This window comes from Aliivibrio fischeri ATCC 7744 = JCM 18803 = DSM 507, from assembly GCF_023983475.1.
Taxonomy (GTDB): Bacteria; Pseudomonadota; Gammaproteobacteria; order Enterobacterales; family Vibrionaceae; genus Aliivibrio; species Aliivibrio fischeri.
Genome location: NZ_CP092712.1, coordinates 1,268,137 through 1,287,956 on the forward strand (window position 1 = coordinate 1,268,137; position 19,820 = coordinate 1,287,956).

General features: G+C 38.7%; 16 protein-coding genes. 11 read left to right on the forward strand and 5 right to left on the reverse strand.

Annotated elements, in window-relative coordinates; genetic code table 11:
• The first annotated feature begins 44 nt into the window (after positions 1–44).
• From sbcD to AVFI_RS06005, 8 genes are all read left to right on the forward strand, one after another.
• Entirely contained in the window at positions 45–1,289 is a 1,245-nt protein-coding gene (gene sbcD, locus AVFI_RS05970) for an exonuclease subunit SbcD (protein WP_054775911.1), read from the forward strand.
• Positions 1,286–4,966: an SbcC/MukB-like Walker B domain-containing protein gene (locus AVFI_RS05975; RefSeq protein WP_188863745.1), complete on the forward strand. Its 3,681-nt coding sequence runs from the start codon at positions 1,286–1,288 to the stop codon at positions 4,964–4,966. Before sbcD ends, AVFI_RS05975 begins: the two co-directional genes overlap by 4 nt.
• Positions 4,967–4,998: 32 nt before the next feature.
• The gene (locus AVFI_RS05980; RefSeq protein ID WP_005418991.1) at positions 4,999–5,484 is read left to right on the forward strand and encodes an acyl-CoA thioesterase; all 486 of its coding nucleotides are present in this window, start codon (positions 4,999–5,001) and stop codon (positions 5,482–5,484) included.
• A gap of 263 nt (positions 5,485–5,747) precedes the next feature.
• Positions 5,748–7,151 (forward strand): MATE family efflux transporter, encoded by a 1,404-nt coding sequence (locus AVFI_RS05985; protein ID WP_054775912.1) that lies wholly within the window; start codon positions 5,748–5,750, stop codon positions 7,149–7,151.
• A 413-nt stretch (positions 7,152–7,564) separates the two neighbouring features.
• A complete protein-coding gene (locus AVFI_RS05990; RefSeq protein WP_054775913.1) occupies positions 7,565–8,719 on the forward strand; it encodes an amino acid permease in 1,155 nt (384 codons plus the stop codon).
• Positions 8,720–8,829: 110 nt separating this feature from the next.
• Positions 8,830–9,996 (forward strand): amino acid permease, encoded by a 1,167-nt coding sequence (locus tag AVFI_RS05995; protein ID WP_054775914.1) that lies wholly within the window; start codon positions 8,830–8,832, stop codon positions 9,994–9,996.
• 71 nt (positions 9,997–10,067) lie between these two features.
• Positions 10,068–10,424, forward strand: a complete 357-nt coding sequence (locus tag AVFI_RS06000; protein ID WP_005419000.1) for a DUF2799 domain-containing protein — start codon at positions 10,068–10,070, stop codon at positions 10,422–10,424.
• Between the two features lie 30 nt (positions 10,425–10,454).
• A complete protein-coding gene (locus AVFI_RS06005) occupies positions 10,455–10,814 on the forward strand; it encodes a DUF2799 domain-containing protein (protein ID WP_054775915.1) in 360 nt (119 codons plus the stop codon).
• Between the two features lie 57 nt (positions 10,815–10,871).
• Here AVFI_RS06005 and AVFI_RS06010 read toward each other — a convergent pair whose 3' ends face one another.
• The 5 genes from AVFI_RS06010 to pabB form a co-directional block, all read right to left on the reverse strand.
• Positions 10,872–11,420 carry a hypothetical protein gene (locus tag AVFI_RS06010; RefSeq protein ID WP_005419004.1) on the reverse strand — a complete coding sequence of 183 codons (549 nt, stop codon included), beginning with the start codon at positions 11,418–11,420 and terminating at the stop codon, positions 10,872–10,874.
• 214 nt (positions 11,421–11,634) lie between these two features.
• On the reverse strand, positions 11,635–12,996 hold the full coding sequence (locus AVFI_RS06015) for an L-serine ammonia-lyase (protein ID WP_005419006.1): 1,362 nt from the start codon (positions 12,994–12,996) through the stop codon (positions 11,635–11,637).
• Between the two features lie 95 nt (positions 12,997–13,091).
• Positions 13,092–14,342: an aromatic amino acid transport family protein gene (locus AVFI_RS06020; protein WP_188863746.1), complete on the reverse strand. Its 1,251-nt coding sequence runs from the start codon at positions 14,340–14,342 to the stop codon at positions 13,092–13,094.
• Positions 14,343–14,531: 189 nt separating this feature from the next.
• Positions 14,532–15,113: a CoA pyrophosphatase gene (locus tag AVFI_RS06025; RefSeq protein WP_054775916.1), complete on the reverse strand. Its 582-nt coding sequence runs from the start codon at positions 15,111–15,113 to the stop codon at positions 14,532–14,534.
• Between the two features lie 16 nt (positions 15,114–15,129).
• The gene (pabB, locus tag AVFI_RS06030) at positions 15,130–16,500 is read right to left on the reverse strand and encodes an aminodeoxychorismate synthase component I (protein ID WP_054775917.1); all 1,371 of its coding nucleotides are present in this window, start codon (positions 16,498–16,500) and stop codon (positions 15,130–15,132) included.
• Positions 16,501–16,664: 164 nt separating this feature from the next.
• Here pabB and AVFI_RS06035 point away from each other — a divergent pair, with 164 nt between their 5' ends.
• The 3 genes from AVFI_RS06035 to AVFI_RS06045 all read left to right on the forward strand — a co-directional run bounded on the left by AVFI_RS06035 (position 16,665) and on the right by AVFI_RS06045 (position 19,819).
• Positions 16,665–18,194, forward strand: a complete 1,530-nt coding sequence (locus AVFI_RS06035) for a fumarate hydratase (RefSeq protein WP_011261801.1) — start codon at positions 16,665–16,667, stop codon at positions 18,192–18,194.
• Positions 18,195–18,324: 130 nt separating this feature from the next.
• Positions 18,325–18,681 (forward strand): DUF2799 domain-containing protein, encoded by a 357-nt coding sequence (locus AVFI_RS06040; protein WP_005419016.1) that lies wholly within the window; start codon positions 18,325–18,327, stop codon positions 18,679–18,681.
• Between the two features lie 103 nt (positions 18,682–18,784).
• On the forward strand, positions 18,785–19,819 hold the full coding sequence (locus tag AVFI_RS06045; protein WP_054775918.1) for an efflux RND transporter periplasmic adaptor subunit: 1,035 nt from the start codon (positions 18,785–18,787) through the stop codon (positions 19,817–19,819).
• Position 19,820: the final 1 nt, after the last annotated feature.

Sequence of the window (19,820 nt, forward strand, 5' to 3'; positions counted from 1 at the left end):
AACTGACTCATAGTATTCTTCATCTAGCGAACAAGTTGATATATATGCGTATTTTACATACTTCAGATTGGCATTTAGGTCAAAATTTCTTCACAAAAAGTCGTCGTAATGAACATCAACAATTCATTACATGGTTACTTGAGCAAGTACAAGAAAATGCCATAAATGCGGTCATTATTGCTGGAGATGTGTTTGATACGGGTGCACCGCCAAGTTACGCACGTGAAATGTATAACCAATTTGTGGTGGAGATGAATAAAGTAAACTGTGAGTTGATTGTGCTTGGTGGAAATCATGATTCAGTTTCAACGCTAAATGAATCAAAACAATTATTGGCTCATTTGAACGCTCGAGTGATTGCCAATACCTGTGATGATTTATCCACCCAATTATTAACGCTTCCAGACAGTGATGGGACGGTTGGTGCTATTTTATGTGCGGTTCCTTTTATTCGCCCGCGTGACGTTGTCACTAGTATCGCAGGCTCAACGGGTGTAGAAAAGCAACAAGCACTCGGTGAAGCGATTAAACAACATTATCATCAGCTGTATCAAAAAGCGCTAGAGTTACGAAAAGAGTTAAATGTAGAAGTCCCTATTATTGCGACAGGCCATTTAACCGCGTTAGGGGTAAAACAATCGGATTCTGTTCGCGATATTTATATCGGTACGCTTGATGGGTTTGCAGCAGATGGTTTCCCGCCTGCGGATTATATTGCATTGGGTCATATTCATCGCCCGCAATTGGTGGCTAAATCTGAACATATTCGTTATTCAGGCTCACCCATTCCATTAAGTTTTGATGAGCTTAAATCTCAGAAACAAGTGGTGATGGTTGAGTTTGATAAACAAAGCGTCATTCAAATTGCGCCAATTAATGTGCCTATGTTTCAACAAATGAAGGCATTAAAGGGCGATTTGGAAACCATCGAAAAAGAGTTAGCTCAATTTCAAGAGTGTGAAGAAACGACTTGGTTATGTATTGAAGTAGAAGTACAAGATTACCTTTCCGATCTACAACAACGCATTCAGGCGCTAACTCAAGATCTTAACGTTGAGGTGCTGCAATTGCGTCGAGCAAGAAACCGTAGTGACCAAATGTTAACACAAGAAAAAACAGAAACCTTAGCTGAACTAACGCCTTTTGATGTGTTTACTAAACGTATAGAGCAAGAGACGTTTGAGACAGAAAAAGAGCAGCAACGAGCTGAAAGAATGACAGTGAAATTCAAGCAAATTCTGTCAGAAGTAGAACATAAAGATACGGATCCACAAGAAGGTGATGCATGAGAATTTTAAGTCTAAGTTTTTCAAATTTAAACTCATTAAAAGGTGAGTGGAAAATTGATTTCTCAGCATCTCCTTTTGCGGAAAACGGGTTGTTTGCGATTACTGGCCCAACAGGAGCGGGTAAAACGACGATTTTAGATGCGATTTGTTTAGCGCTTTATCATAAAACCCCTCGTCTTGGTGGTATTTCAACATCAAGCAATGAAATCATGACACGTGGGACTGCGGAATGTTCTGCGGAAGTGGAATTTGAAGTGAAAGGCAAAGCGTATCGTGCATTTTGGAGTCAGCGTCGCTCACGTGGCAAAGTGGATGGCAATTTACAAGCCGCTACCGTAGAGCTTGCAGAGGTGGACTCTGAAAAAGTATTAGCAACTCAAGTTAAAAAGAAAGATGAGCTAATTAATACCATTACAGGTTTAGATTTCTCTCGTTTTACAAAGTCTATGATGCTTTCTCAAGGGCAATTTGCTGCGTTTTTAAATGCGGATGCCAATGATCGTGCTGGTTTATTGGAAGAGTTAACCGGTACAGAGATCTACGGTCAGATCTCAGAAAAAGTGCATGAGCATTACACCGTATCAAAACAGAAATTGGCAGAACTTAAGGCAAAAGCTGAAGGGGTTGAGCTGCTTTCTGAAGAGGACAAACAAGCGCTAATTGATGAACAAACTGAATTGCAAGCCAACCAAGAACAGCAACAAGCGCAGTTAACCGAATGGCAAGCGCATGTTGAGTGGTGGAACGCAGAGGTTAAAAACCAACAGCAATACCAACAAGCGATTGAAAATCATCAATTAGCCTTGGATAAAGAAAAACAAGCGAGCGAACAATTACATCGTTTAGCACAAAGTGAACCCGCGGAAAAACTGCGTGCGCCTTATCAACTGTGGCAAGAAGCACAAGAGCGTTTTGATGAAGTGGTTAAAGAATTGAGTTTAACCGAGGTGTCTCATCAACAAAAAGCAAGTGATAAATTGACGCTTGAGTCTCATGTTATGTATCTAAAACAAGAGTTTGATGGCATTAAGGTGGAAAGTAAAACACTGGAGGCGTTAATTAATGATTCAGTGCAGCCGCTTGATACTAGAATAAGTCAATTAACTCAGCAGTCGCAGGAAAAACAGCAGAATATTGCCCACCTAACGACACGCTACGAAGAGAGTCACAAAAAACAACAACACTTAACGGTGACGTTATCTGATGTGACGGAAACATTGGCTCAGTTGGCAAGCTATGTTGAAAAGCATCAATCCGATGTGCAACTTGAGCGTTATTTAGGTCAGTGGAAGCATCAAGTTAGTTATATTTCACAGCAAGATAAAGAAGTGAGTGCGTTAAATAGCAAAGTGACATCAGCTAAGGCCACACTAGACGCTTTACTTGCGAATATGACGAAAAAAGAGACGGAACTACAGCAAGCTCAAGTTGTTGTTAATACTGAAGTGGATGCGTTAAAAGTTGCAGAGCTTGTATTACAGCAATCACAAAAAAAAGGCACAGAAGCACAACTGGCAGAGCAAGTCGCAGCACTAACCAATCGTCATCAATATCGTGTTGAATTGACTCATGTAAACAATGAGTATTTGCGAGCAACAAAAGAGCTGAAAAGCTTAGAGGTTACACAGAAAACGCAATCTGAAGAGATTCAGACGCTGGAAGCGCAGCGTACTGAACTCGGTTCGCAGTTTAAGCAGTTAGAGCAACAGGTAATTGATTTAACCACATTAATTGAGCAAGAAGGCGAGTTGGCAAAATATCGTGCTGAATTAATAAAAGATCAGGATTGTCCACTGTGTGGCTCAACACATCATCCATTGTTAGAACAGTCACAATCTCTTGATCTTAATGCCACAATGCAGCGTAAAAAAGAGGCTGAACAAAAGCGTGCAGAGATAGTTGAACAGGGCAAATCGGTACGTGAGCAACTGGATTCACTTAAAGTAAAACAAGAACATTGCCAATCTCAGTGCATGCAGTATCAAAATGTCGTTACATCTACTCAGCAGCAGTGGTCTGCCTTGTTAGAGGTCACTCAATTAACATTAAGTTTGGGCGACACAGATTCGATTAATCAATCTATTGCTGAATGCGAGGCTTTGTTAACGATACTTAATGTACAAGTTAAACAAGTACGCCAAGCGGATGACAAGTATCGAGCGCAGCAAAGTCAATTACAACAAGCTCAACACCGCTTTGATACTGTAATGACTGGATTAGAGTACGATCGTAAATCACATCAATCAGCGGCACAGCTACAGCTTGATGATTCGGTTAAATTAGAGCAACTGCAACAGCATGATGCTGAGTTGAAACAGCAATTGGTTGCTGAAATTGAGCAAACCGGATTTAACGCCCCTAAATTGGCGGAAATAGAATCGTGGTTTACGCAAAAAGAGCAAGATTTACAACGTATTCAGCAACAGATTTCGGAGCAACAAAGGTTTACTCAGCAGCAACAAAAGCTGCAGAGTGAGCATGGCCATTTATCAGATCAATTGAGTGAGTTAACTAACCAATTACAAACAACTCAAGCGGAGAACGTATTACTGACTTCAGATCTAGAACAGCAAAAAGAAAAACGTGTTGAGCTGTTTGGTCTGCAAGAAGTCAAAGTCGCACGTTCTGAAATGGCTGAGAAATTGGGTGATTCGGAGCAACGCTATCAGGTTGAGCAACAAAAGCTGCAAATTCTAGTACAAGAACTCGCGGTTATAGAAGGTAAGGTAACAAGCTTAAAACAAAGTCATGCTAATAATGACAAGTTAACAGCAGAGCGAAGTGGTGTATGGAAAGACGCATTATTGCAGAGTCCATTTGACACACTAGAGTTGTTCCAAGCCGCCTTGATTTCAGAAGAGGAGCGTCAACAGTTACTTGATCTGAAAACAGAAACACAACAAGCGATTGAACGAACAAGTGCGTTATTAGACAGTGCAAAACACACGAAAGAACAGCATTATCAAGTGCCAAAAGCGACAGAGTGGCAGTTAATGCCAAAAGAAGTAGTTGAGAGTGAATTGGCTCAAGTGAAGTCGTTATCTGAAAGCTTGGTGAAACGTGAAGGTGAGATTGCTCAAGCCTTACGCTCAAATGATGAACGTAAGAGCAACCAAAAGACTTTGTTTGAAGCAATAGAAGCGTATCAGTCTGAATACGATGATATTCAATATCTGCATTCATTAATTGGTTCGCAAAAAGGGGATAAATTCCGTAAGTTTGCCCAAGGGTTAACGTTAGAAAACCTCGTTTATTTAGCCAATAAGCAGTTAACTCGTTTACACGGTCGTTATGAGCTTAAGCGTAAAGCGAGCGATGGGTTAGAGCTGCAAGTGTTAGATACATGGCAGGGTGATGTGGTACGTGATACGAAAACCTTATCGGGTGGCGAAAGCTTCTTAGTTAGTTTGGCGTTAGCATTAGCGCTTTCTGATCTGGTTAGTCACAAAACGAGCATTGATTCGCTGTTCTTAGATGAAGGTTTTGGTACGCTAGATAGTGAAACGCTAGATATGGCGCTTGATGCTTTGGACAATTTAAACGCATCAGGAAAAATGATCGGTGTGATAAGTCACATTGAAGCGATGAAAGAACGTATTCCAGTTCAAATAAAAGTTACCAAACGCAGTGGACTAGGCGTGAGTGAACTAGAAAAACAATATAAAAAAGTCAGTTAATTTTGCAAATAGAGCAGTAAAAGGAATTTGAAATGGGAAAAACAAAACGTGAAGTAACGTTACGCTTTTTAGCTGAACCGGGCGATGTGAACTTCGGTGGTAAAGTTCATGGCGGGGCAGTAATGAAATGGATCGATTTAGCGGCTTACGCATCAGCGGCTGGTTGGAGTGGGAAATACTGCATTACAGCATACGCTGGCGGTATTCGTTTTGTTGAGCCTATCTTTGTTGGCAACCTTGTGGAAGTGACGGGTAAGGTCATTTATACCGGAACATCGTCTATGCATATTGCAATTGATGTGCAAGCAAGCGATCCCAAAGAGCAGAATAACCGTTTAACCACGCATTGTATCGTTATCATGGTGGCGGTAGATGGCAATGGTAAACCGACATCGGTGCCAGAATGGATACCAGAGACTGAAGAAGATATTAAATTAAGGGATTCTGCTATTAAGTTAATGAATATGCGTAAAGAGATTGGCGAAGAGATGGAAGCTCACGTTCAATATTTGAAATAAAAGAGAGTATCAATGCCATTAATTATTTGTTCATTATTATTGGTATTAATAACGATGTTTTGCTCTAGCCTCAAATTTTATGTATAGATTTGAGGCTTTTTTCTGTTCATATTAATTGTCATGGCAAAGTCATAAAATATTTGCAAAAGTTATAGGTTGGCAAATTTTTATATTCTTGTAGTTAGGTTAACCTTTTTTATACCTATTTATGAGTATTTATCTCATTTTCTGTACACTTAATTCATGTCTGAAATTTAGTGGTGATGAGAGTGAATGCAGTAAACAAATCGTTATTTTATAATGTTCGACAACATGCAAATCGTGAGTTTTTTTATCGATTGTTTGTTATTGCTTTCCCCATCACTCTGCAAAGTATTTTATTTTCCAGTAAAAGCCTTATTGATGTCTTCATGCTTGGTCAACTTTCAGAAGCTGACATTGCTGCTGTTGGCGTTGGTAGTCGTGCCATCTTCTTTACAACGATAATACTGACAGGAATAACAACAACAGGCGCTTTATTGGCAGCTCAGCATTGGGGAGCAAAGGATAATAAAGGCCTGCGAGAAACGACAGCATTAACTTGGCTTACTTCCACGTGTTCAGCATTGGTTATTGTTTTTCTTTTACAGTTCTTTGCCAGTTTTGTTATGCAGTTGGCATCTAAAGACCCTAGTGTTATTGCTCTTGGCGTGGAATATATTCAAATAACCAGTTGGAGCATGCTTGCGGTTGCTTTTACTGCGAGCCTTGGTGCTGGTTTCCGTTCGATACAGCAACCGGGAATTAGTACTTTTTTCAGTGGTATAGGCATTGTTCTGAATATACTACTGAATTGGGTTTTAATTTTTGGGTATTTAGGCTTTCCTGCTTTAGGTATAAAAGGTGCGGCCATTGCTACTGTGGTGAGTTCTATCATTGAAGTTGGTTTGCTTTATCTTTATTTACTCATGAAGAGTCATCTTTTAAAATTTGGTTTAAAAGAGATTATCCAAAGCCTTCAGGTAGATAAATTTCGTTCTTTTATTCGCTTAGCATTACCAACTACTACCAATTTTTTATTATGGGCAGGTGGGTTATTTGCGTATACCGCGATTATGGGACAAACAGGAACGGAAGGTTTAGCTGCCTTTGCAGTTGTTACGCCAATAGAGGCGGTTTCTCTTAGCTTTTTAATGGGGATAGCGAACGCATCTGGTGTGTTAGTAGGTAACCATATCGGAGCTAAAGAGTACGACAAAGTATATTATCAAGCGATGTTGATGATGATCATCGGCTTTGTGGTTACGATAGCTGTTTCTTTTTGTTTGTTTTTATCTAAAACTTGGATATTAGATTTATTTACTGCGTTAACACCTGAAACTCGAGAACTTGCTGATACTTTTGTGTCGATTCTTTGTATTGGTATTGTTTTACGCTCAATTCCAACGACACTAGTGGTTGGTATTTTAAGAGCGGGTGGGGATGTTAAATTTTGCCTATATCAAGACGTATTAACTCAGTGGTTTTTTGGTATTCCTATCGCTGCTTTAGGTGCCGTGTATTTTGGGTATTCGGCTGAAGTTGTCTATAGTCTTTTCTTTTTAGAGACGTTGTTTAAGTGGTTTGCTTCTATCTACCGTTTAAAAAGTAAGAAATGGATAAATAATTTAATAGATGTTAAAGGATAGGGGAAACAAGTTTATTTAAGGGTTGCATTGCCAAGTTCATTATATAGAATGGATCGGACTACTAGTTTGGTAGTTCGGTCAGTAAAGGATTTACGACCTATTATTATAAATGGAATGTGACTAATTAGGATGTACACATGATTTTCCAACTAACATCAGGCCCATTGTTAGAGCCTACAGAAGGTTCACCCCATCACACTGGTTTCAAATCATCAGTTGTTCTTTCTCTGCGTTTCTTCTCGTCTCAGTTTCTCGCGTTTCACTTCTTCTCGTATTTTCGATTTCTCCGTTTTTATTCGTAATTAATCAGCTCTAATTTCAACCGCGTTATCTTTGTGGGTAATTTCTTGCGCGTTGAATTTGACAAAAAATAAAACTAAAGCTCAAACTCGAATAAAAGTAAGGGAAACATTGTGAATTTAAAATTAATCGGAAGCTCACTTATTATTTCAGGTACTGCGCTAGGCGCTGGTATGCTGGCAATCCCAATGGTGTTGGCTCAATTTGGCCTACTTTGGGGCACGGCTTTAATGTTGTTTATCTGTCTTGGAACAACATATGCTGCTTTATTACTTCTAGAAGCGAGTATTAATGTTGGTGGTGGTTTAGGTATGAACACTATCGCTCGTAAAAGTTTAGGTAAAAGTGGACAAATTATTACTAATGGTCTGCTTTATGCGCTTTTAATCTGCTTACTAATGGCTTACATCCTAGGTGCAGGTGATCTATTAAATAAACTACTGCGTGGTGTTGGTTTTGAGCTGTCACTCATCCAAAGCCAGATTGCATTTACATTGGTGGCAGGCATTATTGTTGCTTCGGGAACTGCGGTTATCGATAAACTTAACCGTGTGTTGTTTGGCATTATGTTGCTGATGCTTGTTTTAACTCTTGTATTTTTAATTCCTGACATATCGTTTGAGAATATGACACAGGTGACGAATTCAAGTACGACCGATTTAGTTAAAACCAGTGCAATTATTTTTACCAGTTTTGGTTTTATGGTAGTTATCCCATCATTAGTGTCTTACAACCATGAAGCAACACCAAAACAGCTAAGAAATATGGTTATTCTGGGTTCATTAATCCCGTTAGTTTGTTACCTAGTATGGCTTTACGCCGTGGTTGGTAATTTAACCGCTGAACAACTGATTCATTTTACAAACGTCTCTGAGTTAATCTCTGTATTTAGTGCAGAACATGCATTTATTAGTGTTGTGTTATCTGGTTTTACAGGTCTTGCTTTATTAACCTCGTTCTTAGGTGTAGCAATGGCACTTTTCACTCAAAACCAAGATATGTTTAAACAGAACAAAGTAGTGACTTATGTTATTAGTTTTATTCTGCCACTGACTGGCGCTATTTATGCGGCTGATCAGTTCTTATCTGTTTTAAGTTACGCAGGGATCATCTTAGTTTTCTTAGCGGTCTTTGTACCTCTTGCAATGGTGGTAAAACTAAGAAAATCAGAGAATGCTGAGAAAACATACATTGCTGAGGGTGGGGTAGCGATGCTTATTTTCTCTTTTGCTTTTGGTGGTTTTCTTCTGATTTCACAAGTGATCTAACGTTATAAGCTCTTATTTATGGTGTTGTACATACTATGAATAAGAGCACATCATATCGACAGTCTAATTACAGTGTTGATATAAATTTGTTTCAAAAAGAATGATATACAATGAATTTTAAATTATTTGGTAGTGCGTTAATTTTATCTGGTACAGCATTAGGTGCAGGGATGTTAGCTATCCCTATGGTATTGGCACAGTTTGGATTGTTTTATAGCACTCTACTAATGCTAGTTATTTGTGCAGGAACAACGTACGCAGCTTTGCTATTAACAGAAGCATGTTCAAAAACAGAATTAGCATTTGGGATTAATACTGTAGCAAATAAGACCATTGGTAAAGGTGGTCAGCTTGTTACTAATGCTCTGTTTTACCTTTTATTATTTTGCATGTTAATTGCTTATATTTTAGGGGCAGCAGATTTAATTAAACGTATATTTTCTATGATGAATGTAGAAATGAGCATTGAATTTGCTCAGGTTGCATTCACCTTGTTTGCGAGTGCTTTTGTTGTTTGTGGAACACAAATTATTGATAAGTTAAATCGACTGTTGTTTTTCTTCATGATTTCAATGTTGGTATTGACTTTAATCATTCTAATTCCAGGTATGACAGCGGAAAATCTATCACAAGTAACAAACCACGATAAAGGTATGCTATTTGATACCAGTACGATTTTGTTTACTAGCTTTGCCTCTATGCCAGTAATTCCTTCGTTAGTTGCTTATAATAAAGAAGCGACAAAACAACAATTGCGAAATATGGTTATTCTAGGGTCGATCATTCCATTGATCTGTTATTTAGTATGGCTATATGCGGTTGTTGGTAACTTAACGGCAAATGAAATTACGCATTTTTCTAATATCTCTGATTTGATTCAAACATTCAGTGCGAAAAATGAATACATTGAAATTATTCTGTCGATTTTCACATCGTTAGCATTATTGACTTCTTTCCTTGGTGTGGCGATGGCTTTATATAATCAAAATAAAGATATGATTTCGCATAATAAGATCGTGACATATGTATGTACGTTTGTCCTACCTCTGTTAGGCGCTGGTTTAGCTGCGGATCAGTTCTTATCTGTACTTGGTTATGCTGGTGTTATCTTGGTTTTCTTAGCTATTTTTATTCCATTAGCAATGGTTGTAACGTTAAGAAAAAAAGAGACAGAGGAAGTGCATCAAAACCTTCATATTTATACAGCTGAAGGTGGTAAATTAGCTCTTGGTTTAACTCTTTTATTTGGTTTATTGCTATTAATTAGTCAAATTTAATAGATATTATGATCTGACCTGATACAGTTAACGTAATAGTTAAAGAATATTTACTGTAGAAGGTCAGCATTATGAAATACTTAATTATTGCATTTTCTGCTTTATTTTTAGCGGCATGCGCAACTCCTCCTCCTACTTCAATGCTCGATAGTGACTGGTCAACCTTTGGTTACGAAAGAGCCATGAAAGGACAAATCGCACAATCTGAATCACGATTAGATAAATTACTAGACGATCAAAATTTAAAATCGAGCAATTATCAAGCCTACTTAGCCGGTTACAAAAAAGGTCAGAATGAGTATTGTTCGCAAAATGCGTATATACTTGGTGTAACTGGTGGTCCATATAACGGAATATGCGACCTCATTGATTGGACTTTCCGAGAAGACTACAACAGTGGTCGATTTTCAACTGCGAATGGGATGTGAAAATAATCATTCGAAGTAAGGAGACATTACATGAAAGCATTTATAACCGTATTACTTAGTTCTTTGTTGTTTGCTTGCTCTACAACGGCACCAATTAGCTCAACGCAAGATAGTGACTGGAACCAGTATGGTTTTGAGAGAGGTTCTAAAGGGTGGAACCTAGAGACACAGGAGCAATTAAATAGTGCTTCAGACGGACAGCAAATAAAAGTATCTAATTATCAGGCTTATACCGCGGGCTACGCTAATGGACAGATGAAGTATTGTCAGCAAGATGCTTATGAATTGGGCATGAAGGGTGAGGTTTATACTGGTGTATGTGACAGCATAAATAAAGATTTTAAGTATGATTACTTACGTGGCTATCATTCACACACTAAAGATATGTAAATGACTTATGGTTTTGATATTAATAATGGCGGGAATTATTCCCGCCATTTTTTGTAATTAATCTACTTTAATAATATTAAAGCGTCCCATTTTCTTTAATATAGGGATGAACTCTTTGTTTACTTCAAGCATTACTTTTTTCGCTTTAGTATAAGCACTTAATTTATCGTTGCCGTTACCATGAGAGAATAGACGACTTTTCGGTTTATATTCACCATCAACTAATTCTTTCCAACGAACAATATAGTAATCAGTGGTTCTTACTTCACCAGAGAGTAGGGTACGTTTTTTAGTGATAATGTCAGGCTCAAGAGTATGAGGAAGACGTTCAAACAAACTAGGCGTATTTAATACTGCGTTCCAGCAGTTACCCCATAGTTCTTTACCCACTTTGTTTCGTTGTTTCACTGCTTCTTTTAATGCTTTTTCGCGGCCCTCTTTTAAGCAGCCAACGGAGCGGTTATACATACCATCATCAGGTGTATGGATGTGTATTTTTACGCAATTGAATGAATGGGAAATAAAGCGATAATCACTTTTCATACCTTTCCATTCAGCTCTTAACTTTTGCGCTCTAGGAGATAGAGTGTGCTTTTTCTTATTCATATTCATTATGTTGTGTGTTGATGCATTAATGACAATATTACATTAATTGAGCTTATTGTTAATAGTACAGTAGTGAGAAAGCGTAAAGTTTTTGTAAAAAATAAAAATATTTAAAATAATTGTAGTTTAGATAGCTGAATTTTGTAGTATTTTTTTGTAAAGCATAAAAAAAGGGACGATAAATCGTCCCTTAGTAATAGTATGTCATGCTCAATTAGCAAATAACTTTAATTGCTAGGCCACCCTGAGAAGTTTCACGGTACTTAGCATTCATGTCTTTGCCTGTTTCAAGCATTGTCTCGATAACTTTATCAAGAGATACACGAGGTGCTGATGCACGACGTAAAGCCATACGAGTCGCGTTGATAGCTTTAACTGCAGCAATACCGTTACGCTCAATACAAGGAACTTGTACTTGGCCAGCAACAGGGTCACACGTTAAACCTAAGTTATGTTCCATTGCAATCTCTGCAGCCATACATACTTGCTCAGGGCTACCACCCATAAGCTCAGCAAGACCTGCAGCAGCCATAGAACAAGCAACACCAACTTCACCCTGGCAACCAACTTCAGCGCCTGAGATTGAAGCATTCTGCTTGTAAAGACCACCGATTGCGCCAGAAGCCGCAAAGTAACGGATGTAATCTTTCTCAGTTACTGTTTGGATAAACTTATCGTAGTACGCTAGAACAGCAGGGATGATGCCACATGCACCATTTGTTGGAGCGGTAACAACTCGGCCACCAGCAGCATTCTCTTCGTTTACAGCAAACGCGTACATGTTTACCCAATCAACGACTTCCATTGGATCTTTAGACGTCTTTTCAGAAGTCAATAGTTGTTGGCGTAATGCTGCTGCACGACGAGGAACACGTAGAGGTCCAGGAAGGATACCTTCTGTGCTCATGCCTTTTTCCATACAGTCACGCATGGTTTTCCAGATCTTAGCAAAGTAAGTGCGAACTTCATCTTCTGCAAGAATTGCGTGTTCGTTTTTCATTACTAGAGTACTGATAGATAAGCCGTGCTCTTTACATAAATCAACAAGCTCAGAAGCGTAGTTGAATGAATAAGGAACTTGGATTGATGATTCTACTTCTTTACCAAAGTTTTCTTCATCAACAATAAAACCACCACCGATAGAGTAGTAAGTTTTAGAATAAGCAACTTCACCATCAATCCACGCATGGATTTGCATACCATTTTCGTGAAGTGAAAGGTTAGAAGTATGGAAGTTCATTCCACCTTCTTTTGGAAATTCTACCGTGTGGCAGTGCATGCCAACAGGTAAGCGCTCTGTTTCTTCAACACGAGCGATGAAGCCCGGAATAGAGTCAATATCTACGTGTTCTGGCGTGTTACCTGCCAGACCCATAATGATAGCGATATCAGTATGGTGACCTTTCCCTGTCAGTGATAATGAACCGTAAACATCAACAGTGATTTTAGTGATATCACGCAGTTTGCCCATGCCACGTAAATCGTCGATAAACTCTTTACCTGCTTTCATTGGACCAACGGTGTGGGAGCTAGAAGGACCAACTCCGATTTTGTAGATATCAAAAACACTAATCATGTAATTACCTCGAATAAGCCCCCAAAAGAGGGGGCTTTATTATCATTATTATTAACTTCGTTTAACTAAGTTTGTATTAGTTTACAAATTAGTTATTAAAGAGCGCCGTAGATTACAGAAGTAATCGCCGCAACACCACATAATGCTGTAAAGATTTGCACAGGTGCTGAAGTTTTGTACTTAGCCATTGCTGGAACTTTACGCATTGCGAATACAGGCATTAGGAATAGGATAGCGGCAATCATTGGCGCGCCCATAGTTTCAATCATACCTAAGATACTTGGGTTGATGATAGAAACGATCCATGTAGTAACAACGATGAAGATTAGAGATGCTTTTTCTAGCTTAGCAACAGGTGCTTTTGAGCGAGATTTAGCTAGGCCAACAAGACCTTCATGAGCACCAAGGAAGTGACCGAAGTAGCTTGAAGTAATCGCAGCGAAAGCAACGATTGGACCTAAGTAAGAGATAAGTGGTGATTCGTGTACGTTAGCTAGGTAAGAAAGTACAGAGATGTTCTGTGCTTGCGCTTGTGCTAGTTGCTCTGGAGACAGAGAAAGAACTACAGAGAAAACGAAGAACATAACGAAGCTCATTAGCATCATTGCCGCGCCACCAGTGATCATGTCAGTTTTTGCAACTGCATCGTCACCGTATACACGACGTTGTTCTTTAGAGAACTGGCTGATAACTGGGCTGTGGTTGAAAGAGAAAACGATGATAGGAATCGCTAACCAAACAACAGAAGGCATTGAACCCCAATCTGGGTCAACAGACATCATAGATGTGTTCCAACCAGGGATTAGGTATACAGAAAGAGCCATTAGGATGAATACAAGAGGGTAAACCATTGCTGAAGTTGCTTTCAGCATTAGTTCTTTACCAAATACTACACCACATGTCATCAGAGTGATAAGAACACCTGATAGTAACCAACGAGGAATAGATTCCATACCCATTTGGTTAACCATGAAAGAATCTACTGTGTTTGTAATACCAACACCGTAGATAAGTACAATCGGATAAATCGCGAAAAAGTAGGCAAAAGTGATTAGGTTCGCGCCTGTTTTACCGAAATGCTCTTCTACAGTATCAGTAATATCTGCATCTGGGTTTTTAGCTGAAAGAACGAAACGAGCCAAACTCTTGTGAGCAAACCAAGTCATTGGTGCAGCGATTAGAGCAAGAATAACTAAAGGCCAAAAACCACCAGCACCCGCTTTGATTGGAAGGAAAAGAACACCAGCACCTACAGCAGTACCGAACAGAGAAAGACACCAAGTGAAATCTTTATAAGTCCACTTAACTTTTTTTGCACCGATAGATGCAGTATTTGTTGTTTGCATAATTAACATACTCTTAATTTTTTGGAACAGGAATTTTAGGAACGGCGCTATTGTCGTTATTTTGACGAGAAAAACTTTGACCCAGATCCAGAAATGAAAAAAGATGAACGAAGATCCAAAAATAATTGATAATGATCACAGTAGTTGTAACTGTAATATTAGAAAAACTTATCGTTAATGATAAATTTTCTAAGCCGTTATGTAATTCATTGCGTGAATTATTTCGGCAGTTACGCCCCAAATGAGTTTTTTATCAAAAGGAATGAAAATCAGATTATATGTGTGCTTTTTGTTAAAAACGTGATGATTGTAGGTGTTTTTAGGGTTAATAAGATGATTTATCGGTGCCTCAAATGTGCTACTAACCTCACCGTAATCGATTGCGGTGGTATAATTTTCATCAATTAATGCAACGATAGGGGTTACTTTATAACCGGATATTGTTGGTATTGTGTTAAGTTTTACTAATGGTTTAATGTGTGCAGGATTAATGCCAATTTCTTCATTCGTTTCACGAATAGCTGTATGAATAAGAGACAAATCATCGGGTTCAGCCTTACCGCCTGGGAAGCTAATTTGACTAGGGTGGTGACGTAAATGTGGCGCTCGTTGGGTTAAAATTAAGTTGTAACCTGTTTCTCTCTTTACGATAGGAACAAGAACGGCTGCTGATTTAAAATCGCCATTTTTCAACAGAGGGTGGGAGAGCAAACTTGAGCTGTAATTTATCGGTTTATGAAGTAACAAATGAGAAAGTAAATGTGTGTCCATAAACCGATCCTTATCGTTATAAAATAGGTAAGATTTTGCTTAACTTGTGTAATGTCTCTTCATATTCTAGTTCAACTTGACTATCAGCAACGATACCACCGCCTGCTGATGCATATAAACTTCCTTCATAAGCAATTAGTGTGCGTATGGTTATACTGGTGTCCATTGTTCCACAGCGGCTAATGTAACCAATACTGCCACAATATAGATTACGACGATGAGGTTCTAACTCTTCAATGATCTCCATTGCTCTTATCTTTGGAGCGCCAGTGATAGAGCCACCCGGAAAAGAAGCTTTAAGCAGGTCTGTTGCAGAATATTCTGTATCTAGTACACCAGTAATGGTACTTACTAAGTGATGCACAGCAGGGAAAGACTCTATATCAAACAGTTTCGGTACTTTTACTGAGCCTGGTGTCGCAACACGACCTATATCATTTCTAAGCAAATCAACAATCATTAGGTTTTCAGAGCGATCTTTTGGACTATTACGTAATGTTTCTGCTTCTTGTCTATCAATCTCAGGAGAATTTGAACGCGGTCGGGTTCCTTTAATTGGTTTTGTTTCAATTTTTCTGTCTTTTACTTGTAAAAAACGTTCCGGAGAAACAGAGAGAATCGTTATTTCTGGAGTTTTTATATAAGCAGAAAACGGCGCACCATTTTGTGCTGCTAGTTTTTGATACGCTTCCCATTCTGAGCCTTGGTATTGTGCTTCAAATCGTTGGGCTAAGTTTATTTGGTAACAATCTCCTGATTCTAGGTAGCGCTGAATCACATCAAATTTTTTAGCATATTCAGACTCGGTCATGTTCGACTTCCAGTCTGATGTTAAGCTAAATGCAGTATCTACTTCTTTTATAGCAATAAATTGTTGAAGCCAATGCTGTCGATCACCACCTTTGGGTTGTATCAAATGCAATGTTGATGTTTTATTATCTGCCACCAGTGCCCAGTTATAAATTCCTATAGCCATATCGGCACTTAAAATGTCCTGCTGAGCCGTATTTGGAATACTTTCAACTCGGCGACCCAAGTCGTAACTGAAATAACCTAATGCACCACCAATAAAAGGTAAGTTTTCTATTGGTGAATGGTGGGGAATTAGACGTTCTTGATAATGATCAAGTAATTGGAAAGGACACGCTTCACTGGTTACAGGCTGTTTTCCTATTACATTAATTGTGGTGATAGCACCATGTGTTTGTAATGTAGCAATAGGATCAGCAACTAAAATGTCATATCGATTATCAATATGATTTTTCGCCGATGAGTTAAGCAACATCGCCCAAGGTTGATTTGCGATAGCTGAAAAGAAATCAATCACAGAGTTAGATTGATAATCAAGTTGAGTGATACTTAGTTTTGCATCTAATTGATTGTTCATTTTGAGTTTTATAACCAGAATGTGATGAGCAACGATAGCCTTGGATGGAGAGCAAGAGTATCATAATGCGTGTTCTAAAAGAAAATAATAGATGGCGATTGCTCACGTCATACACAATAAAAATCATCCTTAATTGCCATGGAAGCTTATAAAAAGAGGGCCCTATGATTAACGTTCACCAAGAAACATTGATTCGTAATGAAGATGTGATCAGTTCTGTAGCCGATGCTCTGCAATATATATCTTATTATCATCCGCTAGATTTTGTTCAAGCACTTGAAAAAGCGTATCACCGAGAAGAAAGCCAAGCTGCAAAAGATGCACTTGCACAAATCCTTATTAATTCTCGTATGTCAGCAGAAGGGCGTCGTCCTATCTGTCAAGATACGGGAATTGTGACTTGTTTTGTAAATATTGGTATGAACGTTAGGTGGGAAGGAGACTTAACGGTTCAACAAATGATTGATGAAGGTACCCGTCAAGCTTATACCAATCCCGATAATCCATTAAGGGCCTCAGTATTATCTGATCCGGCAGGTAAACGTATAAATACAAAAGATAATACGCCAGCAGTGGTTCATATTAATATGGTGCCGGGAAACAAAGTCGAGATTCAAATTGCTGCGAAAGGCGGTGGTTCTGAAAATAAGACTAAAATGGTAATGTTAAATCCATCAGATGATATTGCTGAGTGGGTAGAAAAGACACTTCCAACAATGGGGGCGGGTTGGTGTCCTCCTGGTATGCTTGGTATAGGTGTTGGCGGTACGGCTGAGAAAGCTGCAGTACTAGCAAAAGAAGCATTGATGGAACACATTGATATTCAAGATCTTATTGAACGAGGACCTCAGAATGCAGAAGAAGAATTGCGTCTTGATATTTTTAATCGTGTTAATAAATTAGGTATCGGTGCTCAAGGTCTTGGCGGACTTACTACCGTTGTCGATGTGAAAATTAAATCTGCACCAACGCACGCAGCCTCTAAACCTGTGTGTTTAATTCCTAACTGTGCTGCTACTCGTCACGTACATTTTACTCTTGATGGTACAGGCCCTGCGGACTTACAACCACCGAAACTTGAAGAATGGCCTGATATTACTTGGGAAGCGGGTGCGAACACTCGTCGAGTTAATCTTGATGAAATAACAAAAGAAGATGTTCAGGAGTGGAAAACGGGCGAAACGATCTTACTAAATGGCAAAATTCTAACAGGTCGTGACGCGGCACATAAACGCCTTCAAGGAATGATCGAAAGCGGTGAAGGTTTACCTGATGGCGTTGATTTTAATGGTAAATTCATTTACTACGTAGGCCCTGTTGATGCAGTAGGTGATGAAGCGGTAGGCCCTGCTGGCCCAACGACATCTACTCGCATGGATAAATTTACCGATATGATGTTGGCTACAGGCTTAACTGGCATGATAGGTAAAGCGGAACGTGGTCCAGCAACGGTTGCATCTATTAAAGAAAACAAAGCGGTATATTTAATGGCCGTTGGTGGTGCAGCTTACTTGGTTGCTAAAGCGATTAAAAAAGCACGTGTTGTTGCTTTTGAAGATCTTGGTATGGAAGCCATTTATGAGTTTGAAGTCGAAGATATGCCAGTGACTGTTGCCGTTGATTCAACAGGCGTAAATGCGCATCAAATTGGTCCAGATACATGGAAGGTAAAAATTGCTGAAATGAGTAATTAATTTACATCATAAAGCTTCTTAAATAATGAAAAAGCACTCATTTTGAGTGCTTTTTTTGTTTTTGTGTCTTTTATGTTAATCATTTGGGTGTAATATATAAGTAACTATTTGATAAATAAATGAGGGAACAATGAAGAAGTTAACAATCGGGTTATTCATTACTGTACTCGCTGGGTGCGCCTCCTCTGATGATGTAAAACAAGATAAGAACGTTGATGATTGGTTCGCAATAGGTGAAGCTAGAGCGAAAAATGGTTTTTTATTGCAGACAGAATCACGACTTGTTGACCGTTACCCTGAAGATAAAATCACAACCGAATTCTATAATGGTTATGTAAAAGGTCATGAAGCTGGCACAAAAGTCTATTGTTCTCAAAATCCATATATATTGGGATTAAGTGAAGAACCTTATTTCGGACTATGTGATCAAATCGATTCTAATTACTCTGATGAATATCAAAAAGGGAAAAAGCATAAAAAAGAATAAAAACATTGTTTTTTATAACTAATTTTATTTGTTGACTGGATGAACAAATAAATATGAGCAATAATTCTTTATGTAATCAATTAATAATGACAAGGAACGGCATATGTTCAAAAAGACTGCAATAGCCGCAGTACTTAGCTCCGTCTTACTCGTAGGCTGTGACAGTAAAGAGCCTAGTATTGCAGAGCCTGACTCTCGTCCAGCAAAGATCTTAACAGTTTCTGTTGGTGAGCATGAGACCTCACGCTTATTTCCGGCAAAAGCAGAAGCGGGTGATAAAGCCGTTTTGGCTTTTAGAGTTCCTGGGCAATTAAATACGTTAGATGTACATGCAGGGCAATCGGTTAATAAAGGTGAGTTATTAGCCACCATTAATCCTGATGAATATCGATTAATTCAAAAACAAGCTCAAGCACAATATCGTTTAATTGATGTACAATATCAACGAATTAAAAAGCTCAGAAAAGATAAAGTCGTATCAGAACAAGATTATGATACTGCGGTAGCAAATAGAAAAACAGCCAAAGCGTCTCTTGATCAAGCGACTGCAAATTTAAGCTACACAAAGCTTGTAGCACCATATGACGGTACGATTTCACTTCTTCCTACAGAAAATTTTGAATATGTAAATGCGAAACAATCAATTATGCATATTCAAACCAACGACATTTTGTATGTTGTTTTTCAACTCCCTGATTATCTGCTCCAACGTTTCAGTTTTACCGATGTATCAGCAACAGTTTCATTTGATTCGTTTCCAAACTCTACTTTTCCTCTTGAATTTGAAGAAATAGATACTGAAGCCGATCGTAAAACATCGAGTTACACCGTAAAAATGAGTATGCCTCGTCCTAAAGATTTAGGAATACTTCCGGGGATGTCTGGTCAAGTGAAAGTAACTATTCCTAAGGGCGGAAGTGAAAAACTGCCACTTTCAGCTATCGATCAAGATGGTGATACCACGTATGTATGGCGTGTGAAAGAAGATGGAATTGTTGAAAAAGTGGCAGTGGAATTAAATGAGAAACGCCAGGTAGTCTCTGGGATTGAAGATTCAGATCAAATTGTATCTTCAGGTATCGCAGGGCTAGAAGAGGGAATGAAAGTCCGTAAGTGGGTTAAGGAAAGAGGATTATAAT

Excerpts from the sequence above, each read along its gene's own strand:
- sbcD (WP_054775911.1), top strand. The coding sequence starts at position 45 with ATGCGTATTTTACATACTTCAGATTGGCATTTAGGTCAAAATTTCTTC.
- AVFI_RS05975 (WP_188863745.1), top strand. The coding sequence starts at position 1,286 with ATGAGAATTTTAAGTCTAAGTTTTTCAAATTTAAACTCATTAAAAGGT.
- AVFI_RS05980 (WP_005418991.1), top strand. The coding sequence starts at position 4,999 with ATGGGAAAAACAAAACGTGAAGTAACGTTACGCTTTTTAGCTGAACCG.
- AVFI_RS05985 (WP_054775912.1), top strand. The coding sequence starts at position 5,748 with ATGAGAGTGAATGCAGTAAACAAATCGTTATTTTATAATGTTCGACAA.
- AVFI_RS05995 (WP_054775914.1), top strand. The coding sequence starts at position 8,830 with ATGAATTTTAAATTATTTGGTAGTGCGTTAATTTTATCTGGTACAGCA.
- AVFI_RS06000 (WP_005419000.1), top strand. The coding sequence starts at position 10,068 with ATGAAATACTTAATTATTGCATTTTCTGCTTTATTTTTAGCGGCATGC.
- AVFI_RS06005 (WP_054775915.1), top strand. The coding sequence starts at position 10,455 with ATGAAAGCATTTATAACCGTATTACTTAGTTCTTTGTTGTTTGCTTGC.
- AVFI_RS06010 (WP_005419004.1), bottom strand. The coding sequence starts at position 11,420 with ATGAATAAGAAAAAGCACACTCTATCTCCTAGAGCGCAAAAGTTAAGA.
- AVFI_RS06015 (WP_005419006.1), bottom strand. The coding sequence starts at position 12,996 with ATGATTAGTGTTTTTGATATCTACAAAATCGGAGTTGGTCCTTCTAGC.
- AVFI_RS06020 (WP_188863746.1), bottom strand. The coding sequence starts at position 14,342 with ATGCAAACAACAAATACTGCATCTATCGGTGCAAAAAAAGTTAAGTGG.
- AVFI_RS06025 (WP_054775916.1), bottom strand. The coding sequence starts at position 15,113 with ATGGACACACATTTACTTTCTCATTTGTTACTTCATAAACCGATAAAT.
- pabB (WP_054775917.1), bottom strand. The coding sequence starts at position 16,500 with ATGAACAATCAATTAGATGCAAAACTAAGTATCACTCAACTTGATTAT.
- AVFI_RS06035 (WP_011261801.1), top strand. The coding sequence starts at position 16,665 with ATGATTAACGTTCACCAAGAAACATTGATTCGTAATGAAGATGTGATC.
- AVFI_RS06040 (WP_005419016.1), top strand. The coding sequence starts at position 18,325 with ATGAAGAAGTTAACAATCGGGTTATTCATTACTGTACTCGCTGGGTGC.
- AVFI_RS06045 (WP_054775918.1), top strand. The coding sequence starts at position 18,785 with ATGTTCAAAAAGACTGCAATAGCCGCAGTACTTAGCTCCGTCTTACTC.